We start from the raw sequence: 16,689 nt of genomic DNA, 5'->3' as shown, positions 1-16,689 counted from the left end.
CCCTCCTTGGAAGGAAGGGGAATGGTAGGCGATGCTCCGCGAAGCCGTGCCTAATCTGCGACCAATCGCCCCGCACGCACGCCGTTATTGCGATTGACTATTAATTGCACATACGCAAGATTTCCGATCACAGCGATCGGAGTCACCATGACCGTCAGTGCCACGCTTACTGCCCTGCCCGAGCTCCAGCCCGAGGATCCCGGTGCGCGGCTGCTCCTGTTCGGTGTCCGCCAGATGGGCGCGCACGGCATTCACGACGCCTGTACCGCGCACGCCTTTGTCACGGCGTTCGGCAAGGGCTTCCAGCGCCCGCTCGTGCTGCTGCGCGCGATGATGCAGGAGCTGTCGGCGCTCTCCGCCGGGCCGATCCAGATCGCGCCCTGGTGCTGCGCGCGGATGACCGGAGCGGAGGCTGCCCTGCTCCAGATACTCAGCCGGGTGCGCACCCAGCCCCAGACTTCGGCGGTGCTACTGGCCGACATGCTCGGCGTGCGCGACGCCACCGGCGTGCTGATCACCGCCCATGCGCTCGCCAACAGCTTTGCCGATATGGGCCTGGCGCTCGACCAGTGATCAGGGAAGCGCGTCGGGCGGGAGCTTGATGTCGACCAGCTTCCAGCTCGCGCCTTGCAGGCGGAATTCCAGCGCCGCCCCGTCACCGCGGATCAGGTGGAACCGGTCCAGTGCAGTCCGCTGGTAGCGCATCTCGTTCGCCTTGAGCTTGATCGTCCCGGGGCGCTCGGTCTCGGCAAGCGGCGCGGCGGCGAAGATCACGCGCATGCCGGCGGGCGAGACCGCGGCGTCGACCACCGTATCGGCAATCCCGGCACGCACCAGCGCACCCAGCACGCCGCCGCCCTCGCCATGCATCCGCGCCGAAAGCTGCGCCTTCACGCTGTCGCGCACCGCCTGGAAGTCGACATGGCGCGCCAGCGCATCGACGTCGCGCGCCTCGGCTGCCCGCTTCATCTGCCACAGCGTGTATTTGGGTGATCCCCATACCCAGCCGCCGCCGGCGAGCAGCGCGAGCACGACCAGCGCGAGGATCCAGCGCTTCATGCCGCGATCCCCTTGGCCCGGAGCGAGGCCAGCGCTTCGGTCGCCCAGCGATACATATCGGCTTCCGCCGCGCGCTGCTGGCGGTCCATCCGCTTCATCCGGCTCTCGACCTCTTCGAGCACGATCAGCGCCTTGCGGTCCCACCCCTGCGCCATCAGTAGCGCGGCATAGCGGCAGCGCGCCTCTTCGCCGGGCATCCGCGTGACGACATCGCCATAGAGCGCCAGCGCCTCATCCTTGCGCCCGAGATGCTCGAGCAGCTTGGCACGCAGCAATTGTTGGCGATCCTTCTCACTCTGGCCGAGCGGGTCGGGGATCGCGTCGAGCAGCGCCAGCGCCTCGGCGCCCTGCCCGGTCTCATAGAGTGCGGCGGCAAGCTTGCCCTGGGTGCGGATATCGGGGTCGCCCGCGGTCATCCGGATCGATTCACGATAATAGGGGATCGCCTCGCCATGCCGGCCGAGGCCCGCCAGCGCATCGGCGAGCCGCTGGCGGTTGGCGGCAGTGTCGGCCAGATCGAGCGCATCGCGCGCGGCGCGCAGTTCGCGCTCGGGATCGAGCGCCGCCACCGCCTTGGCCCGCGCCGTGCGGACGTGGCGGTTCTGGCCGAGTCCCGGCAGTATCTCGACGAAGAAATAGGCGGCTGCGCTAACCACGGGCAGGAAGATCAACGCAGTCAGCCACATCGGGTTGCCGCCGCGCCGCATCAGATGGACGATGCAGGTCACCTGCAGCGCGATGATCAGGAGATAGGGCATCAGCCTTTGGCCTCTTCGCCGCCCTCGCCTTCTGTACCCGCCGTGCCGATCGAACGATCGACCAGCCCGGTGCGCATCATCCACCAGTAGATGAACACGCCCGGCAGCGCGATCAGCGTGGTGAGCAGGTAGAAGTTCACATAACCCATCGCTTCGATCAGCGAGCCCGCTGTCGTCCCGGTGAGGAACCGCCCGAGGATGCTCGCCCCCGCCGAGATCAGCGCATATTGCGCGGCAGTGAAGCGCAGATCGGTGAGCGCCGAGAAATAGGCGATGACGACCACTCCGCCGAAGCCGCTGGCGATGTTCTCGAAGCCGATCGCCCCGGCCATGCCGATATTCGAATGGCCCGCCGCCGCCAGCGCCGCGAAGCTCAGATTGGAGACCGCCATCAGGATCAGGCTGAGCAGCACCGATCGCTTCATCCCCATCCGCGCATAGAGCATGCCGCCGATGAACACGCCGATCATGTAGGCGAAGAAGCCCAGCGCCACGTCGTAAAAGGCGATCTCGTCATTGGTGAAGCCGAGATCGTCGAACAACAGGCGGAAGGTCAGGTTCGCGAGCGTGTCGCCCACCTTGTGGACCAGGATGAAGATCAGCACGATTACCGCGCCCTGACGCTGGAAGAACTCGACGAACGGCCCCCAGATCGACTTGAGCACGGTGGCGATGCCCTTGCGCTCGGCGGGCGGGCGGTGCCGCTCGGGCTCGCCGAGGATCAGGCCGGCAAGGATCGCGGGCAGCGCGAACAGCGCACAGGCGAGATAGGCGACTTCCCAGCCGAAGCGCGCGGCGAGCACCAGCGCGACCGCGCCGGCGCCGGCGGAGCCGATCCGCCAGCCATATTGCGACATGCCCGAGCCATAGCCGAGCTGGCGCGGCTCGAGGATCTCGATCCGGTAGCCGTCGATCACGATGTCATAGGTGGCGCCCGCCAGGCCGACCAGGATCGCGGCGGTGACCATCGGCCAGATATTGTTCGGGTCCGCCTGGGTGAAGGCCATATTGGCCACCGCGGCGACCACCAGCACGCCCGCGACGATCAGCCAGGAGACGCGCTGGCCCAGCCGCCCCAGGATCGGCAGCTTCACGCCGTCGATGATCCAGGCCCAGAGGAATTTGAGGTTGTAGACGAGGATGGCGAGCGCAAACGCAGTGATCGTCGCCTTGTCGATCCCGTCCTGCTTCAGCCGGCTGGTCAGCGTCGCGCCGATCATCGCGAAGGGGAAGCCCGACGAGAGGCCGAGCGCGAACGACGCGAGCGGCGCATTCTCGAAATAGGGGCGCACGCCGTCGGGCAGGTCGGCCCGCCAGTCCGCCGGCGCGGCCTTGCGCCCGGCCAAGAAGGCGCCGGCGAGCGCGAGGAGCCCGAGCCAATATCCGATCGCGGGCTGGATCGTGCTCGTCGCCAGCGCCTTGGGCGGCGAGAAGGCAGCAAACAGCACCGCGAGGATCAGCAGCACGCCGCCCACCGCGGCGCCGCCGACCATCAGGCTCGCGCCGCCCTGCCGCTTCCACACGAAGCTCAGGATCAGGCTGGCGACGATCACCAGTTCGCCGAGCACGAAGGTCATCGAAGGCTTGAAGTCGCCCGATCCGGTGATGAAGCCATAGCCCGGCATCGCCACGGGAACGCCGCCGGGCGCCGCCACGGTGAGCCAGGGCAGTGCGAGCAGCGCCAGCGCCACCGCCAAGCCAAGCTGCGCCGCCGGATATGCCCATTGCGGCCGCGTCACCTGCTCCATTCCGTCTTGCCCCCTCGAACTTTCGCGCAGAAACTACCCAAAAAAGTCGGAAAGGATAGCCATGAACGCGCCGACCGAAGGGCAATTAGCGCTGGCCGGAGCGCTGGCCAGGGGCGGATCACGCGGGGAAGGCGAAATCGCCCATGTCGCGGCCTCGGTCTATATCAGCGCCGAGCGCTTCGCGGCGGAGCGCGACAGCGTGTTCGCCTGCGTGCCTTTGGTCATCGCGCCCTCGGCGCTGCTTCCCGAGCCCAATATGGCGATCGCGCATGACGGCTTCGGCAAGCCGCTGCTCGTCACGCGTGACAAGGCGGGCGTGGCGCATGTTTTCCTCAACGTCTGCCGGCACCGCGGCACGCGGCTGGTCGAGGGCTGCGAGTCCGTAAAGGGCGGGCGTCTCGTCTGTCCCTATCACGCCTGGACCTATGCGCTCGACGGCACGCTGATCGGCTTGCCCCGTCCCGAGACCTTCCCGGGTCTCGACAAAAGCGAGTACGGCCTGAAGCGCTTGCCCACGCATGAAGCGGGCGGGCTGATCTGGTTCTCCTTCGCGGAAGATGCCGATTTCACCGAGGCGGAGACACTCGCCCGCGATTTCGAGGCGTTCGATCTCGCCGGCCAGCACCTGTTCCGCCGGCGGACGCACGACGTGCAGGCCAATTGGAAGCTGATCATGGACGCCTTTCTCGAGGGCTATCATATCCAGCGCCTCCACGCCGGCACGATCGCGCCCTTCTTCAAGGACGGCGTCTCCACCGCAGACACGATCGGGCCGCACCAGCGCTCGGCGGTCGGGCGCGAGGCGGCGCTGGCTGCCTTGTCCTCGGGCGACTGGGCGACGCTGCGTGCGGCGATCACCTATACGTACCAGATGTTCCCCGGCACGGTGCTGGTCGTCTCGCCCGATTACATCAACCTGATGGTGCTGATGCCCCAGTCGGAGGGCCGGGTGCTGGTCGAGGACTTCATGCTGATCCCCGAGCCGCCGGCTACCGAAAAGGCGCTCGCCCATTGGGAGAAGAGCTGGGAGCTGCTCGACGGCGGCGTGTTCGCAGCAGAGGATTTCCGGGCGTGCGAACTGGGACAGCAGGGCCTCGCCTCGGGTGCGATCGATAGGGTGACATTGGGCACGCTCGAACTCGGCATCCGCCATTTTCACGATGCGGTTAACGCGCGGCTCCGGTAGAATCCGGAGCGGTATTCATCGCAATTTCGTCGGGCCGGCCCGCGGCGTAGCTAGGGGGTACATTCGAGAGGATCGTACCCATGCCCCTGCCCCTGCCGCCCCGCAATCTGATCGACATCGGCGCCGAAGACCGTGCCACCAACGGCACCGGGCTGATGATTGCGTTCGGCATCGGCGCGGTGAGCTGGGCGATCGTGATCTGCGTCGCGCTCGTGCTGCTGAAATACTGACCGCCCGACTAGGCGACGGTCAGGAACAGGCTGAAGCTGCCCGGAAGCCGCTTCGGCGCCTTTTCGCCCTCCAGCACCGCCTCGATCGCCGTGATCGCAGCCAGCAGGTCACGCTGCGGATAGGGCTTGGCCAGGCAACCCGCCGCCAGCCCGCGCGCTTCCTCGGGGAAGCTTCCCGTCACGAACAGCACCGGCAGCCCGCGCTCCTGCGCCGCGCGCGCCACGTCGACGCCGCTGCCATCGGCCAGCCGCACATCGGCCAGCACCATGTCCAGCTCCAGATCCTCCGCGATCACACGCAGAGCCTCGGCCAGCGTGTCGACCGTCGCGGCGATCGCGAAGCCTTCGCTCGTCAGGAAATGCTCGGTGTCGAACGCGAGCAACGGCTCGTCCTCCACCACCAGGAGTCGCTCAATCCGCCGCTTTTTCCGCCCGAACAACATGCCGCCTCACGCCCGCTAAGCATCTGATTTCCACCGCGCTAACGCGCAAACCCTTTTCGAGGGCGCAATAATTTTTGAAGCGACCGCCATAATCGCTATATCGCCCTCGTGTCCCCGTCCAATCCCAAAGAAGCGCAGCGCATTGCGAAGCTGCTGGCCCGTGCTGGAATCGCGTCCCGTCGCGATATCGAGCGCATGATCACAGAGGGGCGCATCGCGCTCGATGGCAAGGTGCTCGATACGCCCGCCACGCTGTTAACCTCGCTGCGCGGGGTGACGGTCGACGGGCATCCCGTCGCCGAGGCCGAGCCCGCGCGGCTGTTCCGCTATCACAAGCCCGCCGGGCTGCTCACCACCGAGCGCGACCCCGGCGGTCGCCCGACCATCTATGACCGTCTTCCCGATGGCCTGCCGCGCGTGATGCCGGTCGGCCGACTCGATCTGAGCACCGAGGGCCTGTTGCTCCTCACCACCGATGGCGAGCTCAAGCGCGAGCTCGAGCTGCCCGCCACCGGCGTCGAGCGCAGCTACCGCGCCCGCGCCTATGGCCAGGTCACCCAGGCGCAGCTCGAATCGCTGATGCTCGGCGTCGAGATCGAGGGCATCCGCTATGGCTCGATCAACGCCAATATCGAGCGGCGCACCGGCGCCAATGTCTGGATCGAGATGACCCTTACCGAGGGCAAGAACCGCGAAGTCCGCCGCGTCCTCGAATATCTCGGCCTCGAAGTGAACCGCCTGATCCGCACGCGCTACGGCCCGTTCTGGCTCGGCGACATGCCCCCGGGCGATGTCGACGAGATCCGCCAGAACGACCTGGCCACTTTCCGCACCGTGCTGTCCAAGTCGGGCGGCGGCAAGGCGGCGTCGAACCTGCAGTTCGCGGTACGCTCGCGCGTGGTCGAGCCGGCGCCCCGGCCCAAGCCGGTGCCGACCGATGGCCGCGAGCCCGAAGGCCGTCGTCGGATCGAGCGCCCTGCGCCCGCCGCGAAGAAGCCCACCTTCACCGCCCGCGTCACGCCCCAGGCGAAGGCCGAGGAGGAGCGCCCGCGCGCAGCCGCCAGGCCCGGCTTCGCCCCACGCAGCGACCGCGCGGCCCGGGCAGAGCGGTCCGAGGAGCGGCCCCGTGGCCCCGGCAAGCCCGGCTTCGCCCCACGCGGCGAGCGTCCGGCCCGCGCAGAGCGCTCCGAGGAACGGCCGCGCGGTCCCGGCAAGCCAGGCTTTGCTCCGCGCGATGCCGCACCGGCACGGAGTGAACGCAGCGATGAGCGTCCGCGCAGTCCCGGCAAGTTCGCACCGCGCAAGCCGCGTGAAGAGGCTCCGGCCAATCCCGCCCGCGCCGCCCGTGCCCGCGCGCACCGCGAAACCCGCGAGCCGCAGGCCGGCGATTTCGTCGATCGGCCCAAGGGACCCAAGCGCCCCGATCGCGGTCCTTCCGGCGGTCGCGGCCGACCTGCCAAGCCCCCGCGCCCGCCGAGGACGCGCAAATGAGGATCATCGCCGGAGAATGGCGCGGCCGTCCCTTGGTCACGCCCAAGGGCGACACCACGCGCCCCACCGCCGATCGCACGCGTGAGGCCTTGTTCTCGATGCTCGCCAGCCGCATCGGCAGCTTTGAGGAGCTGACGGTGGCCGATCTGTTCGCAGGTTCGGGCGCCCTGGGGCTGGAAGCGCTGTCGCGCGGCGCGGCCTCGTGCCTGTTCGTCGAGCAGGACAAGCCCGCGCTTGACGCGCTGCGCGCCAATATCGCCAAGCTGGGTGCCAAGGGCGCCGAAGTCCGCCCCGGCTCGGTGATGGCGCTCGGCCCCGCCCGCGCGCCGCTCGACCTGATCCTGATGGACCCGCCTTATGGCACCGGCGCTGGCAGCGTCGCGCTCGACAAGCTCGGCCGCCTCGGCTGGGCCGGCCCGGCGACCTGGATCAGCATCGAGACGGCGAAGGACGAGACGCCCGAGCTGGCAGGCTTCACGGTCGATGTCACCCGCGTCCACGGCAAGGCGCGGCTTACGCTGTTGCGGGTAGCTTCCTGACGAGGATCAACCCGACCAGGCTGAGCAGCCCCGCCCCGGCGAGGTAATAGCCGACCCACATCAGCCCGCCCTGCTTGACCAGCGCCTCGGCGATCAGCGGCGTAAGCCCGCCGCCCAGGATGCCGCCCAGGTTGAAGGTCACCGACACGCCGGTATAGCGCACCCGCGCCGGGAACAGGCCGGGCAGCCAGGCACCGAGCGGGCCGTAGACGAAGCCCATCACGAACAGCGCAAAGGCGAGCCACGCCGCGACGCTCGCCAGCGAACCCGGCCCGAGCAGCAGCGACATCGTCATGCCCACCGGCACGGTGAAGATGCAGCCGAACATCAGCACGGAGTTCGCGTTGCGCTTGTCCGCGGTGATGCCCGCCGTGACGATGCCGGCGGCCATGAACAGGATCGCGACCAGCTCGATGGCGAGGAACGTCTCGCGGTCATAGCCCAGCGTCTTGGTGCCGTAGCCGATGATGAACACGGTCGAGATGTAGAAGAGCGCGAAGCAGGCGACTGTACCGACGGTGCCCGCGAAGGTGGCGAGCGCGCTGGTGCGGAACAGCTCGCCGATCGGCACGGCAGGTGGCGCTTCCTTTTCGCTGGCGGCGACGAACTCGGGCGTCTCGCTGATCTTCAGCCGGACCCAGAGGCCGAGGAACACCAGCACCGAGCTCAGCAGGAACGGCAGGCGCCAGCCCCATTCGCGGAAGGTTGCCTCGTCCATGAAGGCGCCGAGCAGCAGGAAGAAGCCATTGGCGAAGATGAAGCCCACCGGTGCGCCCATCGGCGGGAAACTGCCATAGCGGTTGGCCCAGCCCGGCGGCGCATTCTCCACCGCGAGCAGGCTCGCCCCGCCCCATTCGCCGCCCAGCCCCAGCCCCTGGCCGAAGCGCAGCAGGCAGAGCAGGATCGGCGCAGTCACCCCGACCAGCGCATAGCCAGGCAGAAAGCCGATCAGCACGGTCGACGCGCCCATCAGCATCAGCGAGGCGACCAGGGTCGACTTGCGCCCGAGCCTGTCGCCGAAATGGCCGAACAGCACCCCGCCCAGCGGCCGCGCGAAAAAGGCGACCGAGAAGCTGGCATAGCTGGCGAGCTGACGGATCCACGGCTCGCTGGCCGGGAAGAACAGGTCGGGGAACACCAAAGCCGCCGCAGTCGCGTAGATGTAGAAATCATAGAACTCGACCGACGTGCCGACGAGGCTCGCGAACAGGATGCGGCGGTGCGATGCGGCGGCTTTGGTCATGCCCTCTCCCCTTTTCGGCTCCTCCTTGGATCGATCCGCCGCAAAGGGGAAGCCCGTTCATCCGCCGGACAGTTTCGCCTGCGTACCGGTGCAGCCCTCAGCGACCCAATCAGGGAGACGGGCGATGCAGGAATCGGCAGGCAGGCGGCTGGCATATGCCGTGCTGTTCGCAGTGCTCGCGGGGCTGGTGGTGACCTTCTGGAACCCGATCGACCATTTCAAGGCGGATCTGCGCGCCGATGAGCAGGGCTTCACCTTCAGCATCGAACTGGCGACGAACCTGCTTCGGGAAGGCGTGAAGAAAGTCTAGGCTCCCGAAAAAGCGGGAGGATAGGATGCGCATCACCAGTTTGGCGGCACTCGCCCCGCTCCTCCTCGGCTCCGCGGCGCCCGCGCCGCATTACACCGTCGTCCATGGCTGGCCGGTCCTTCCCGACAATCGCGTCCTCGGCCCCTGTTCGGGTGTCGCCGTGAATTCGCACGGCGAGGTCCTCGTCCTTCATCGCGGCAATCGCGGCACCGATGCAAAGGCGCTCACGCTGGTGCAGGAGCCGGTGGTCGAGGTGTTCGACGGTGCTACCGGCAAGTTGCTGCGCGAATGGGGTGCCGGGCGGTTCGTGATCCCGCACGGGATCAGCGTCGGGCCGGACGATCATATCTGGATCACCGATACCGGCTCGAACGAAGTCTTCGAGTTCGCGCCCGACGGCACGCTGCTCCGCACGCTGGGCGAGCATGGCGTCGCCGGCGCCGATGCCGGCCATTTCGACCGTCCCACCGATGTCGCGCCGCTCGCCGATGGCAGCTTCTATGTTGCCGATGGCTATGGCAATTCGCGCATCGCGAAGTTCGCCGCCGACGGAAAATTGCTCTTCCAATGGGGCACGCGCGGCACCGGACCGGGCCAGTTCAACATCCCGCATGCGCTTGCGGTCGATGCAAAGGGCCGCGTCTATGTCGCGGACCGGGTCAATGACCGCGTGCAGGTCTTCGACGGCACCGGCCATTATCTCACCGAATGGAAGTCCGCCACGATCGGCCGCCCCTTCGGGCTGGCGCTGCTGCCTGGCAGCCGCATCGCGATCCTCGACGGCGGCTCGAATCCGGACAAGGTGCCCGATCATGACGGCGTGACGATCGCCGGCCTCGACGGCCGGGTGACCGAGCATTTCGGGCGAATGGGCAATCAGGACGGCCAGTTCTGGATCGCCCATGACATCGCCGCCGACCGCGCCGGCAATCTCTACGTCGTCGATATTGCCGGCCAGCGGGTGCAGAAGTTCACCCGGCGCTGATCAGAGCCCGAACAGCTTCACTGCGTTGAGCATCGCCCAGTAAAGCCCACCCGAGAGCAGCATCGCCGCAGGCAGGGTCAGCAGCCAGGCCAGCGCCAGGTTGCGCACCGTGCGCGCCTGCAGTCCCGCACCGCTCGCCACCGAAGCACCGGCAACGCCCGAGGACAGGATATGCGTGGTCGACACCGGCAGGCCGAAGCGGTCGGCCGCCAGGATCGTGCCCGCCGCGACCAGTTCGGCCGAGGCGCCCATCGCATAGGTCATGTGCTGCTTGCCGATCTTCTCGCCCACGGTGACGACGATCCGCTTCCAGCCGATCATCGTGCCCAGGCCAAGCGCCAGCGCCACGACGATCTTCACCCAGAGCGGGATGAAGCGCGTGCCGGCCTCCAGGTTCTTCTGATAATCGGTCAGCGCCTTCATCTCGGCGGGCTGATAGCCGTCGGGCTTCTTGGTCGCGAGCCGGGTGGTGTCGAGCACCAGGTACATGTCGTTGCGGACATTGCCGGTCGCTTCCGCGGGGACCTTGCTCAGCGAGCCATAGCCCTGCACGCGGGCGGTCAGGTCCTTCGAAAGGCCCTCGAGCGCGGCGAACACCTGCGGGCTGTCCGCCTTGCGCTGCTGGAGCGCGGTGGTGAGGATCCTGCGCGCGTCGACCGGCGCGATATCCGGCAACCCGCCGCTGCGCGCGTCGAACGCGGCTTCGGCGATCGTCGCGGTCTGGACATAAGCGGGCGTGGCGCTCGCCGACTGGGTGCGGTTGAGCGCATAGGCCGTCGGCGCGCAGCCGATCAGGATAAGCATGATCAGCCCCATGCCCTTCTGGCCGTCGTTCGAGCCATGGCTGAACGAGACCGCGGTGCAGGTGAAGATCAGCGCGCTGCGGATGCCGATCGGCGGCGCGGTGTGCGGCATCGGCGAGGTGTAGAGCTTCTGGTTCTTCAGGAAGACGCGCATCGCCAGCAGCAGCGCCAGTGCGGCGAAGAAGCCGATCAGCGGCGCCATCCACAGTCCGGTGAGGATCTTGGTCGCTTGGCTCCAGTCGACACCGGCGGTGCCGCCGCGCGAGCCGGCGTTGATCAGCTGGTTGGCGAAGCCGACGCCGAGCACCGAGCCGATCAGCGTGTGCGATGAGCTGTTGGGCAGCCCGATATACCAGGTGCCGAGGTTCCACAGGACCGCGGCGAGCAGCAGCGCAAAGATCATCGCGAACCCGCCGGCGGACCCCACATTGAGGATCAGCTCGACCGGCAGCAGCGTGATGATCGAATAGGCGACCGCGCCGCTCGAGAACATCACGCCGAGGAAATTCCAGAAGCCCGACCAGACGACCGCGAAATGCGCGGGCATCGAGTTGGTATAGATCACCGTGGCGACGGCATTTGCCGTGTCGTGGAAGCCGTTCACGAACTCGAAGCCGAGCGCGATCAGCAGTGCCAGCCCGAGGAACAGGAACACGCCGGTGGCCAGCTCCTCCCCCACGCCGCGCGTGTCGGTCAGCACGCTCCAGCCGGCAAAAACCAGCCCGCCCGCCACGATCGCCGCGAACAGCAATTTGGCCAGGGGATGGGTCTTGTAGTCGAAACGGGGCCCCGGCTCCGGTTGGTCTACCGGGGGGGCTTGGTCCAGAGCGAGTGATGCCATGATGATCGCGCCTCTGGCCGGAGGGTGTGACAGCCGTGTGACAAAGGCATGACAACTCGCGCAGTTCCGCCGATCGATACGCAAAAGAAACGCCGCGGGCTCGCAAGGAGTCCGGGGCGTTTGCTTGGCGATCCTTCGCGGAGGCCTAGAAGTGCACCTGCATATAGGCCTTGGGGCCGGGCTTGATCCCGCGATTGCTCCCCGGCGTGCTCATATAGCCGCGTCCGCGCAGCCGCCGCAGCCAGGCGAAGCCCATCTCGACATGATCCGAAGCCTCGAAGCTCAGCCGCGCACCGGCATAATGGCGCGTATCGCGGATCATCCCGCGGTCGGCATCGAAGCGCGCCTCCTGGGTATAGCCGCTCAGCCCCAGCCAGGTATGGCCGATCACTTCCTTCTGCAGCGAGAAACCGTACCCGGAACTGGTCTCGTCGGCGCGCCAGGTCTCGCTGGGCGCCCGCACGGTCGCCGTGGTGCGCAGCCACAGCCCTTCGACATGCTCGTCGGTCTTCACCCGGACTTCCGGCCGCACGACCAGATAGGCCGTCTCCGCCGCCGCAATCACCTGGGCACATGCCGGCGTACAGGCGAACATCACCCCCGCCGCCGCAATCAGACCCGCCCCCCGAATCGTCATATATCCTCGCCCCCCAGCTGCAGGATTTGGCCGTCAACCGATGGTCAACGGCAAGTAAGTATTATTGCGGGTTTATGTCCGGCGCTAGCGGTTTGTTGCAAGGCTGTTTCCGCCGCCTGTGCATAACCGGACATGCGCGCGGAGCTTGCGGGCGACCTGCGCGTTCCCTAGTTGTTCGCCATGACCTTGCCCGTAGAGACCGACGCCAACGCCCCCTATCTCCAGGGCCTGAACCCGCCCCAGCGCGAGGCGGTGCTCACTGTCGATGGCCCGGTGCTCGTCCTCGCCGGCGCCGGCACGGGCAAGACCGCGGCGCTCACTGCCCGCCTCGCCCATCTCCTGTGGACCCGTCGCGCCTATCCGAGCGAGATCCTCGCCGTCACTTTCACCAACAAGGCGGCGCGCGAGATGAAGGAGCGTGTCGGCCGCCTCGTCGGCGATGCGGTCGAGGGCATGCCGTGGCTGGGCACCTTCCACGCGATCGGCGCCAAGATGCTGCGCCGGCATGCCGAGCTGGTCGGGCTGCAGTCCAACTTCACCATCCTCGATACCGACGACCAGCTCCGCCTGATCAAGCAGCTGATCACTGCCGCCGATCTCGACGAGAAGCGCTGGCCCGCGCGCCAGCTCGCCGGGCTGATCGACGAGTGGAAGAACAAGGGCCTCACCCCCGCGGAAGTCGGCGCCGGCGAGTCCGAGCGCTACGCCAATGGCCGCGGCGCCGCGCTCTATCACCTCTACCAGGAGCGGCTGAAGACGCTCAACGCCTGCGACTTCGGCGACCTGCTCCTCCACATGCTGGTGATCCTCAAGACCCACCGCGACGTGCTCGAGCTCTACCAGCAGCGCTTCCGCTACATATTGGTCGACGAGTATCAGGACACCAACGCCGTCCAGTATCTCTGGCTTCGCCTGCTCGCGCAGGAGCGCAAGAACATCTGCTGCGTCGGCGATGACGACCAGTCGATCTATTCCTGGCGCGGCGCGCTGGTGGAGAACATCCTCAAGTTCGAGAAGGACTTCCCCGGCGCCAAGGTGATCAAGCTCGAGCAGAATTACCGCTCGACGCCGCACATCCTCGCCGCCGCCTCGGGCGTGATCGCCAACAATAGCGGCCGCCTCGGCAAGACCTTGTGGACCGACAAGAACCAGGGCGAGAAGGTCAAGGTGCTCGGCGTGTGGGATGGGCCGGAGGAAGCCCGCCGCGTCGGCGAGGAGATGGAGGGCCTGCAGCGCGCCTGGAGCCGCGAGGGCGACGGCAAGACGCTCGACGACATGGCGATCCTCGTGCGCGCCCAGCACCAGACCCGTGAGTTCGAGGACCGCTTCATCGCGATCGGCCTGCCCTATCGCATCATCGGCGGCTTCCGCTTCTACGAGCGCGCAGAGATCCGCGACGCCCTCGCCTATCTCCGCGTCGTCGCCCAGCCGGCCGACGACCTCGCCTTTGAGCGCATCGTCAACGTCCCCAAGCGCGGCCTCGGCGACAAGGCGCTGGCGAAGGTCCACCAATATGCCCGCGCCGCCGGCATCCCGCTGACCACCGCCGCCGCACGCATCCTCGATACCGACGAGCTGACGCCCCAGGCCCGCCGCGCGCTCGGCAACCTCGTCGGCGACATGGCGCGCTGGCGCAGCATGGGCAACGACCTCCAGCACCCCGACCTCGCCCGCATCATCCTCGACGAGAGCGGCTATACCGCGATGTGGCAGGCCGACCGCACCGCCGAGGCCGCCGGCCGCCTCGAGAACCTCAACGAGCTCGTCCGCGCGATGGAGGAATATGAGACGCTCGGCGCCTTCCTCGAGCATGTCAGCCTCGTCATGGACAACGAAGCCAATGCGGAAGAGCCCAAGGTCACGATCATGACGATCCACGCCGCCAAAGGGCTGGAGTTCGACACCGTGTTCCTCGCCGGCTGGGAGGAAGGCATCTTCCCGTCGCAGCGCGCTCTGGACGAAGGCGGCCTCGCCAGCCTCGAGGAGGAGCGCCGCCTCGCCTATGTCGCGATCACCCGCGCGCGTCGCCAGGCCACCATCCTCCACGCCGCCAATCGCCGCATCTACGGCCAGTGGAACTCGAGCATCCCGAGCCGCTTCGTCGCCGAGCTGCCCGAGGCGCATATCGAGAGCGAAAGCACGATGACCGGCGGCGCCTCGCTATGGCAGGCCAACTGGAGCGAACGCAGCGATCCCTTTGCCGACGTCTCGCGCGGAACGGGAAGAGGCCCAGGCTGGCAGCGCGCCGCGGGCGTCGACATGAAGAACCCCGGCGGCGGCTTCACCTCGCGCACCTTCACCCGCGAACCTGCCCGCGTAGTCGAAAGCCGCGCGTCCGCCGTGAGTTTCGGCGCCAAGCCCCGCGACGACCTCTCGCTGGGGCTGCGCGTGTTCCACCAGAAGTTCGGCTACGGCGTGATCGCCGAAATCGAAGGCAACAAGCTCGAGATCGACTTCGAGCAGGCCGGGCGGAAGCGGGTTATGGATAGTTTTGTTACGGTGGGGGGCTGAACAAATGAAATCGCTGGGGGCTTTATTGGCTGTCGTTTGCGCGATGTTGCCCGTCTCTGTTCTTGCGCAAGGGGGCTATTCTCTACCCACCCAGTCGGCCCAGCTACTCGCGCCGCAAACGCCAGCGGAGCGCATCACCTGCATCAATGCGCTGCGCGGATACCGGTTGGGTGGACATGACACGCTCAAATTGCAGGCGAGCATCATGTACTTGGCAATGAAGAACGCGCACGACGATCTACAAGGCAAGACGCTTTCGGAACGATACCTCGAAATCCTCTCGGAACTGCAGAACCAGCCGTTGCCCGACGCAGTAGAGGCTGAGTCGACCATGAAGCGTTGCTATGACGCTGATCCCCTAACCTCAGGCAATCAAACTCGGCCGCTCCCGACAAACGCATTCAGGCGAGATCTCGTGTGTCGAGTAGCTATCCTTCTGGTTCTGCAATCGACTCAGCGTTTTGGCGGTACGCCTGAACGAACACATCTGGCTGTCGTGCAAAAGCGGTTCGAGGATCGCACCGGTCCCGAGCGATATTACGAAAACGGGCTGCGCACGCAGGAAGCAATGGACGCGTCCGTTGCTGAGGCGCTGACCACTTCGCTTTCCATCGGGACCACCGACGCGATCGCAAACACCTGTGCGGAATTACAGTAAGGATGGTCGGACTGCTGTCCGCACTAGCTTTCGGGCGCCTTCTATCTCTGATATAGTCACTAACCTAGTCATGAGGCTGCCATGGAACGTATCAACCTAGCGGACGCCAAAGCGCGCCTAAGCGAGATCGTCGATCGCGTGGAGACCGGCGAAAGCATCGAGATTGTCCGGCGGGGCAAGCCCGCCGCACGGCTCGTGCCTGCCGCGGCCAAGCGCGAGTGGAAGCCCGTCGATGTCGAGGCGCTGCGCAAGCTCCACGCGCAGATGTCGGTCAAGCAGGAATCCGCCGGGGAGTTCGTCCGCCGCATGCGTGACGACGCGCGCTATTGAGCTATTATCTCGACACCTCGGCGGTGGTCGCGGCGCTGGTGGCCGAACCCCATTCTCCGGCCGTACTGGCATGGCTCGAGGCAATCGAGCCTGGCACGGTCTTCATCAGTGACTGGAGCCATACCGAGGTCGCGAGCGCACTCTCGCTTAAGGTTCGCACCGGCGCGCTGACGTTGGAGCTACGCGCAGCCGCCGCCAATGCCTGGCACGCCATGCACCGTAGCAACTTTCCTACCTTGGCGGTGCTCCCACAGCATTTCGAGACCGCCGCGCGCTTTACGAGCCAGCCCGATCTGGGCCTTCGTGCCGGGGACGCGTTGCACGTGGCGATCGCGCGTGAAGGCGGGCATCGTCTGGTCACACTGGATCGCGAGATGGCCGACGCCGCCCTCCAGCTCGGCGTGCCCGTCGAGCGGATCTAAATCCGCTTCCAATGTAGGATTTCGTCTGATCTACGCTGGTAGATGGACGACTCATCCACCCCGCCGCACGAAGAAGCCGACGAGCCCAGCCGCCTCGACTTCACCCCCGTTCCCCTGGAACGCATCCATCACAATGGCTGGACCGAGCGCCGGCAACGCGACTTCATCACCGCGCTCGTCGCGATGGGTTCGGTGCTGCACGCCGCCCGCGCAGTCGGGATGAGCAAGCAGTCCGCCTACAAATTGCGCGAGCGCCGCGGCGCGGAGAGTTTCGCGGCGGCTTGGGATTGCGCGCTGTCGTCCGGTTATTGCGATGCCTTCGACCGCGCGCTCGAGCGTGCCACGATCGGCATCGTCACGCCACGCTTCTACAAGGGCAAGCAGGTCGGCACCCGCCACCGCCTCGACTGGCGGCTTGCGCTCACGGCGCTCAACGGCACGCCGCCGCCGGCATTTCCGGCGCCGCGCAAGAAAGTTACGAGATGAGGAGCGTTT

19 protein-coding genes are annotated in these 16,689 nt (G+C 66.9%); 12 read left to right on the top strand and 7 right to left on the bottom strand.

The window, feature by feature from the left end; all coding sequences use genetic code 11:
* The first annotated feature begins 147 nt into the window (after positions 1-147).
* Positions 148-573 (top strand): DUF6628 family protein, encoded by a 426-nt coding sequence (locus HZY97_RS04770; protein ID WP_180141074.1) that lies wholly within the window; start codon positions 148-150, stop codon positions 571-573.
* Here the strand turns inward: HZY97_RS04770 and HZY97_RS04765 are convergent, their stop codons facing one another.
* From HZY97_RS04765 to HZY97_RS04755, 3 genes are read right to left on the bottom strand one after another with little or no spacing between them, the layout of a single operon-like run.
* On the bottom strand, positions 574-1,059 hold the full coding sequence (locus HZY97_RS04765; protein WP_180141072.1) for a DUF2939 domain-containing protein: 486 nt from the start codon (positions 1,057-1,059) through the stop codon (positions 574-576).
* Positions 1,056-1,817, bottom strand: coding sequence for a tetratricopeptide repeat protein (locus HZY97_RS04760; RefSeq protein WP_180141070.1), 762 nt, complete (start codon positions 1,815-1,817; stop codon positions 1,056-1,058). The genes HZY97_RS04765 and HZY97_RS04760 overlap by 4 nt, the downstream gene beginning before the upstream one ends.
* Complete coding sequence (locus HZY97_RS04755) at positions 1,817-3,163, bottom strand: MFS transporter (protein WP_257214927.1); 1,347 nt, start codon at positions 3,161-3,163, stop codon at positions 1,817-1,819. The genes HZY97_RS04760 and HZY97_RS04755 overlap by 1 nt, the downstream gene beginning before the upstream one ends.
* Positions 3,164-3,626: 463 nt before the next feature.
* Here HZY97_RS04755 and HZY97_RS04750 point away from each other — a divergent pair, with 463 nt between their 5' ends.
* Both HZY97_RS04750 and HZY97_RS04745 read left to right on the top strand, forming a co-directional pair.
* Positions 3,627-4,751 (top strand): aromatic ring-hydroxylating dioxygenase subunit alpha, encoded by a 1,125-nt coding sequence (locus HZY97_RS04750; protein WP_180141069.1) that lies wholly within the window; start codon positions 3,627-3,629, stop codon positions 4,749-4,751.
* Between the two features lie 80 nt (positions 4,752-4,831).
* Entirely contained in the window at positions 4,832-4,981 is a 150-nt protein-coding gene (locus tag HZY97_RS04745) for a hypothetical protein (RefSeq protein WP_180141067.1), read from the top strand.
* An 8-nt stretch (positions 4,982-4,989) separates the two neighbouring features.
* Here the strand turns inward: HZY97_RS04745 and HZY97_RS04740 are convergent, their stop codons facing one another.
* Complete coding sequence (locus tag HZY97_RS04740; protein ID WP_180141066.1) at positions 4,990-5,424, bottom strand: response regulator; 435 nt, start codon at positions 5,422-5,424, stop codon at positions 4,990-4,992.
* Positions 5,425-5,619: 195 nt separating this feature from the next.
* Here HZY97_RS04740 and HZY97_RS04735 point away from each other — a divergent pair, with 195 nt between their 5' ends.
* Positions 5,620-6,915, top strand: a complete 1,296-nt coding sequence (locus HZY97_RS04735) for a pseudouridine synthase (protein WP_373684293.1) — start codon at positions 5,620-5,622, stop codon at positions 6,913-6,915.
* Entirely contained in the window at positions 6,912-7,454 is a 543-nt protein-coding gene (gene rsmD / locus HZY97_RS04730; RefSeq protein WP_180141064.1) for a 16S rRNA (guanine(966)-N(2))-methyltransferase RsmD, read from the top strand. Before HZY97_RS04735 ends, rsmD begins: the two co-directional genes overlap by 4 nt.
* Here the strand turns inward: rsmD and HZY97_RS04725 are convergent.
* A complete protein-coding gene (locus tag HZY97_RS04725; protein WP_180141062.1) occupies positions 7,429-8,697 on the bottom strand; it encodes an MFS transporter in 1,269 nt (422 codons plus the stop codon). The genes rsmD and HZY97_RS04725 overlap by 26 nt on opposite strands.
* Before the next feature lie 124 nt (positions 8,698-8,821).
* Here HZY97_RS04725 and HZY97_RS04720 point away from each other — a divergent pair, with 124 nt between their 5' ends.
* Both HZY97_RS04720 and HZY97_RS04715 read left to right on the top strand, forming a co-directional pair.
* Positions 8,822-9,007, top strand: a complete 186-nt coding sequence (locus tag HZY97_RS04720; RefSeq protein ID WP_180141060.1) for a hypothetical protein — start codon at positions 8,822-8,824, stop codon at positions 9,005-9,007.
* Between the two features lie 25 nt (positions 9,008-9,032).
* On the top strand, positions 9,033-9,992 hold the full coding sequence (locus HZY97_RS04715) for a peptidyl-alpha-hydroxyglycine alpha-amidating lyase family protein (protein WP_180141058.1): 960 nt from the start codon (positions 9,033-9,035) through the stop codon (positions 9,990-9,992).
* Here HZY97_RS04715 and HZY97_RS04710 read toward each other — a convergent pair whose 3' ends face one another.
* Positions 9,993-11,636 carry an inorganic phosphate transporter gene (locus HZY97_RS04710; RefSeq protein ID WP_180141056.1) on the bottom strand — a complete coding sequence of 548 codons (1,644 nt, stop codon included), beginning with the start codon at positions 11,634-11,636 and terminating at the stop codon, positions 9,993-9,995.
* A gap of 145 nt (positions 11,637-11,781) precedes the next feature.
* A complete protein-coding gene (locus HZY97_RS04705) occupies positions 11,782-12,273 on the bottom strand; it encodes a hypothetical protein (protein ID WP_180141054.1) in 492 nt (163 codons plus the stop codon).
* A 180-nt stretch (positions 12,274-12,453) separates the two neighbouring features.
* Here HZY97_RS04705 and HZY97_RS04700 point away from each other — a divergent pair, with 180 nt between their 5' ends.
* From HZY97_RS04700 to HZY97_RS04680, 5 genes are all read left to right on the top strand, one after another.
* Positions 12,454-14,784 carry an ATP-dependent helicase gene (locus tag HZY97_RS04700; RefSeq protein ID WP_180141052.1) on the top strand — a complete coding sequence of 777 codons (2,331 nt, stop codon included), beginning with the start codon at positions 12,454-12,456 and terminating at the stop codon, positions 14,782-14,784.
* A 4-nt stretch (positions 14,785-14,788) separates the two neighbouring features.
* On the top strand, positions 14,789-15,442 hold the full coding sequence (locus tag HZY97_RS04695) for a hypothetical protein (protein ID WP_180141050.1): 654 nt from the start codon (positions 14,789-14,791) through the stop codon (positions 15,440-15,442).
* An 81-nt stretch (positions 15,443-15,523) separates the two neighbouring features.
* Positions 15,524-15,772, top strand: a complete 249-nt coding sequence (locus tag HZY97_RS04690) for a type II toxin-antitoxin system Phd/YefM family antitoxin (RefSeq protein ID WP_180141048.1) — start codon at positions 15,524-15,526, stop codon at positions 15,770-15,772.
* Complete coding sequence (locus HZY97_RS04685; protein ID WP_180141047.1) at positions 15,769-16,194, top strand: type II toxin-antitoxin system VapC family toxin; 426 nt, start codon at positions 15,769-15,771, stop codon at positions 16,192-16,194. The genes HZY97_RS04690 and HZY97_RS04685 overlap by 4 nt, the downstream gene beginning before the upstream one ends.
* Before the next feature lie 42 nt (positions 16,195-16,236).
* The gene (locus HZY97_RS04680) at positions 16,237-16,680 is read left to right on the top strand and encodes a hypothetical protein (RefSeq protein WP_180141045.1); all 444 of its coding nucleotides are present in this window, start codon (positions 16,237-16,239) and stop codon (positions 16,678-16,680) included.
* Positions 16,681-16,689 lie beyond the last annotated feature (9 nt).

The sequence above is a fragment of the Sphingomonas sp. R-74633 genome (assembly GCF_013416555.1).
Taxonomy (GTDB): domain Bacteria; phylum Pseudomonadota; class Alphaproteobacteria; order Sphingomonadales; family Sphingomonadaceae; genus Sphingomonas.
Note: the sequence above shows the minus strand (reverse complement) of the source record. Positions and strands in the feature narration are given on the sequence as shown.

Coding starts and splice junctions, on each gene's coding strand:
- HZY97_RS04750 (WP_180141069.1), top strand. CDS start 3,627: ATGAACGCGCCGACCGAAGGGCAATTAGCGCTGGCCGGAGCGCTGGCC.
- HZY97_RS04765 (WP_180141072.1), bottom strand. CDS start 1,059: ATGAAGCGCTGGATCCTCGCGCTGGTCGTGCTCGCGCTGCTCGCCGGC.
- HZY97_RS04720 (WP_180141060.1), top strand. CDS start 8,822: ATGCAGGAATCGGCAGGCAGGCGGCTGGCATATGCCGTGCTGTTCGCA.
- HZY97_RS04705 (WP_180141054.1), bottom strand. CDS start 12,273: ATGACGATTCGGGGGGCGGGTCTGATTGCGGCGGCGGGGGTGATGTTC.
- HZY97_RS04680 (WP_180141045.1), top strand. CDS start 16,237: ATGGACGACTCATCCACCCCGCCGCACGAAGAAGCCGACGAGCCCAGC.
- HZY97_RS04690 (WP_180141048.1), top strand. CDS start 15,524: ATGGAACGTATCAACCTAGCGGACGCCAAAGCGCGCCTAAGCGAGATC.
- HZY97_RS04760 (WP_180141070.1), bottom strand. CDS start 1,817: ATGCCCTATCTCCTGATCATCGCGCTGCAGGTGACCTGCATCGTCCAT.
- HZY97_RS04695 (WP_180141050.1), top strand. CDS start 14,789: ATGAAATCGCTGGGGGCTTTATTGGCTGTCGTTTGCGCGATGTTGCCC.
- HZY97_RS04745 (WP_180141067.1), top strand. CDS start 4,832: ATGCCCCTGCCCCTGCCGCCCCGCAATCTGATCGACATCGGCGCCGAA.
- HZY97_RS04735 (WP_373684293.1), top strand. CDS start 5,620: ATGATCACAGAGGGGCGCATCGCGCTCGATGGCAAGGTGCTCGATACG.
- rsmD (WP_180141064.1), top strand. CDS start 6,912: ATGAGGATCATCGCCGGAGAATGGCGCGGCCGTCCCTTGGTCACGCCC.
- HZY97_RS04715 (WP_180141058.1), top strand. CDS start 9,033: ATGCGCATCACCAGTTTGGCGGCACTCGCCCCGCTCCTCCTCGGCTCC.
- HZY97_RS04770 (WP_180141074.1), top strand. CDS start 148: ATGACCGTCAGTGCCACGCTTACTGCCCTGCCCGAGCTCCAGCCCGAG.
- HZY97_RS04740 (WP_180141066.1), bottom strand. CDS start 5,424: ATGTTGTTCGGGCGGAAAAAGCGGCGGATTGAGCGACTCCTGGTGGTG.
- HZY97_RS04710 (WP_180141056.1), bottom strand. CDS start 11,636: ATGGCATCACTCGCTCTGGACCAAGCCCCCCCGGTAGACCAACCGGAG.
- HZY97_RS04700 (WP_180141052.1), top strand. CDS start 12,454: ATGACCTTGCCCGTAGAGACCGACGCCAACGCCCCCTATCTCCAGGGC.
- HZY97_RS04725 (WP_180141062.1), bottom strand. CDS start 8,697: ATGACCAAAGCCGCCGCATCGCACCGCCGCATCCTGTTCGCGAGCCTC.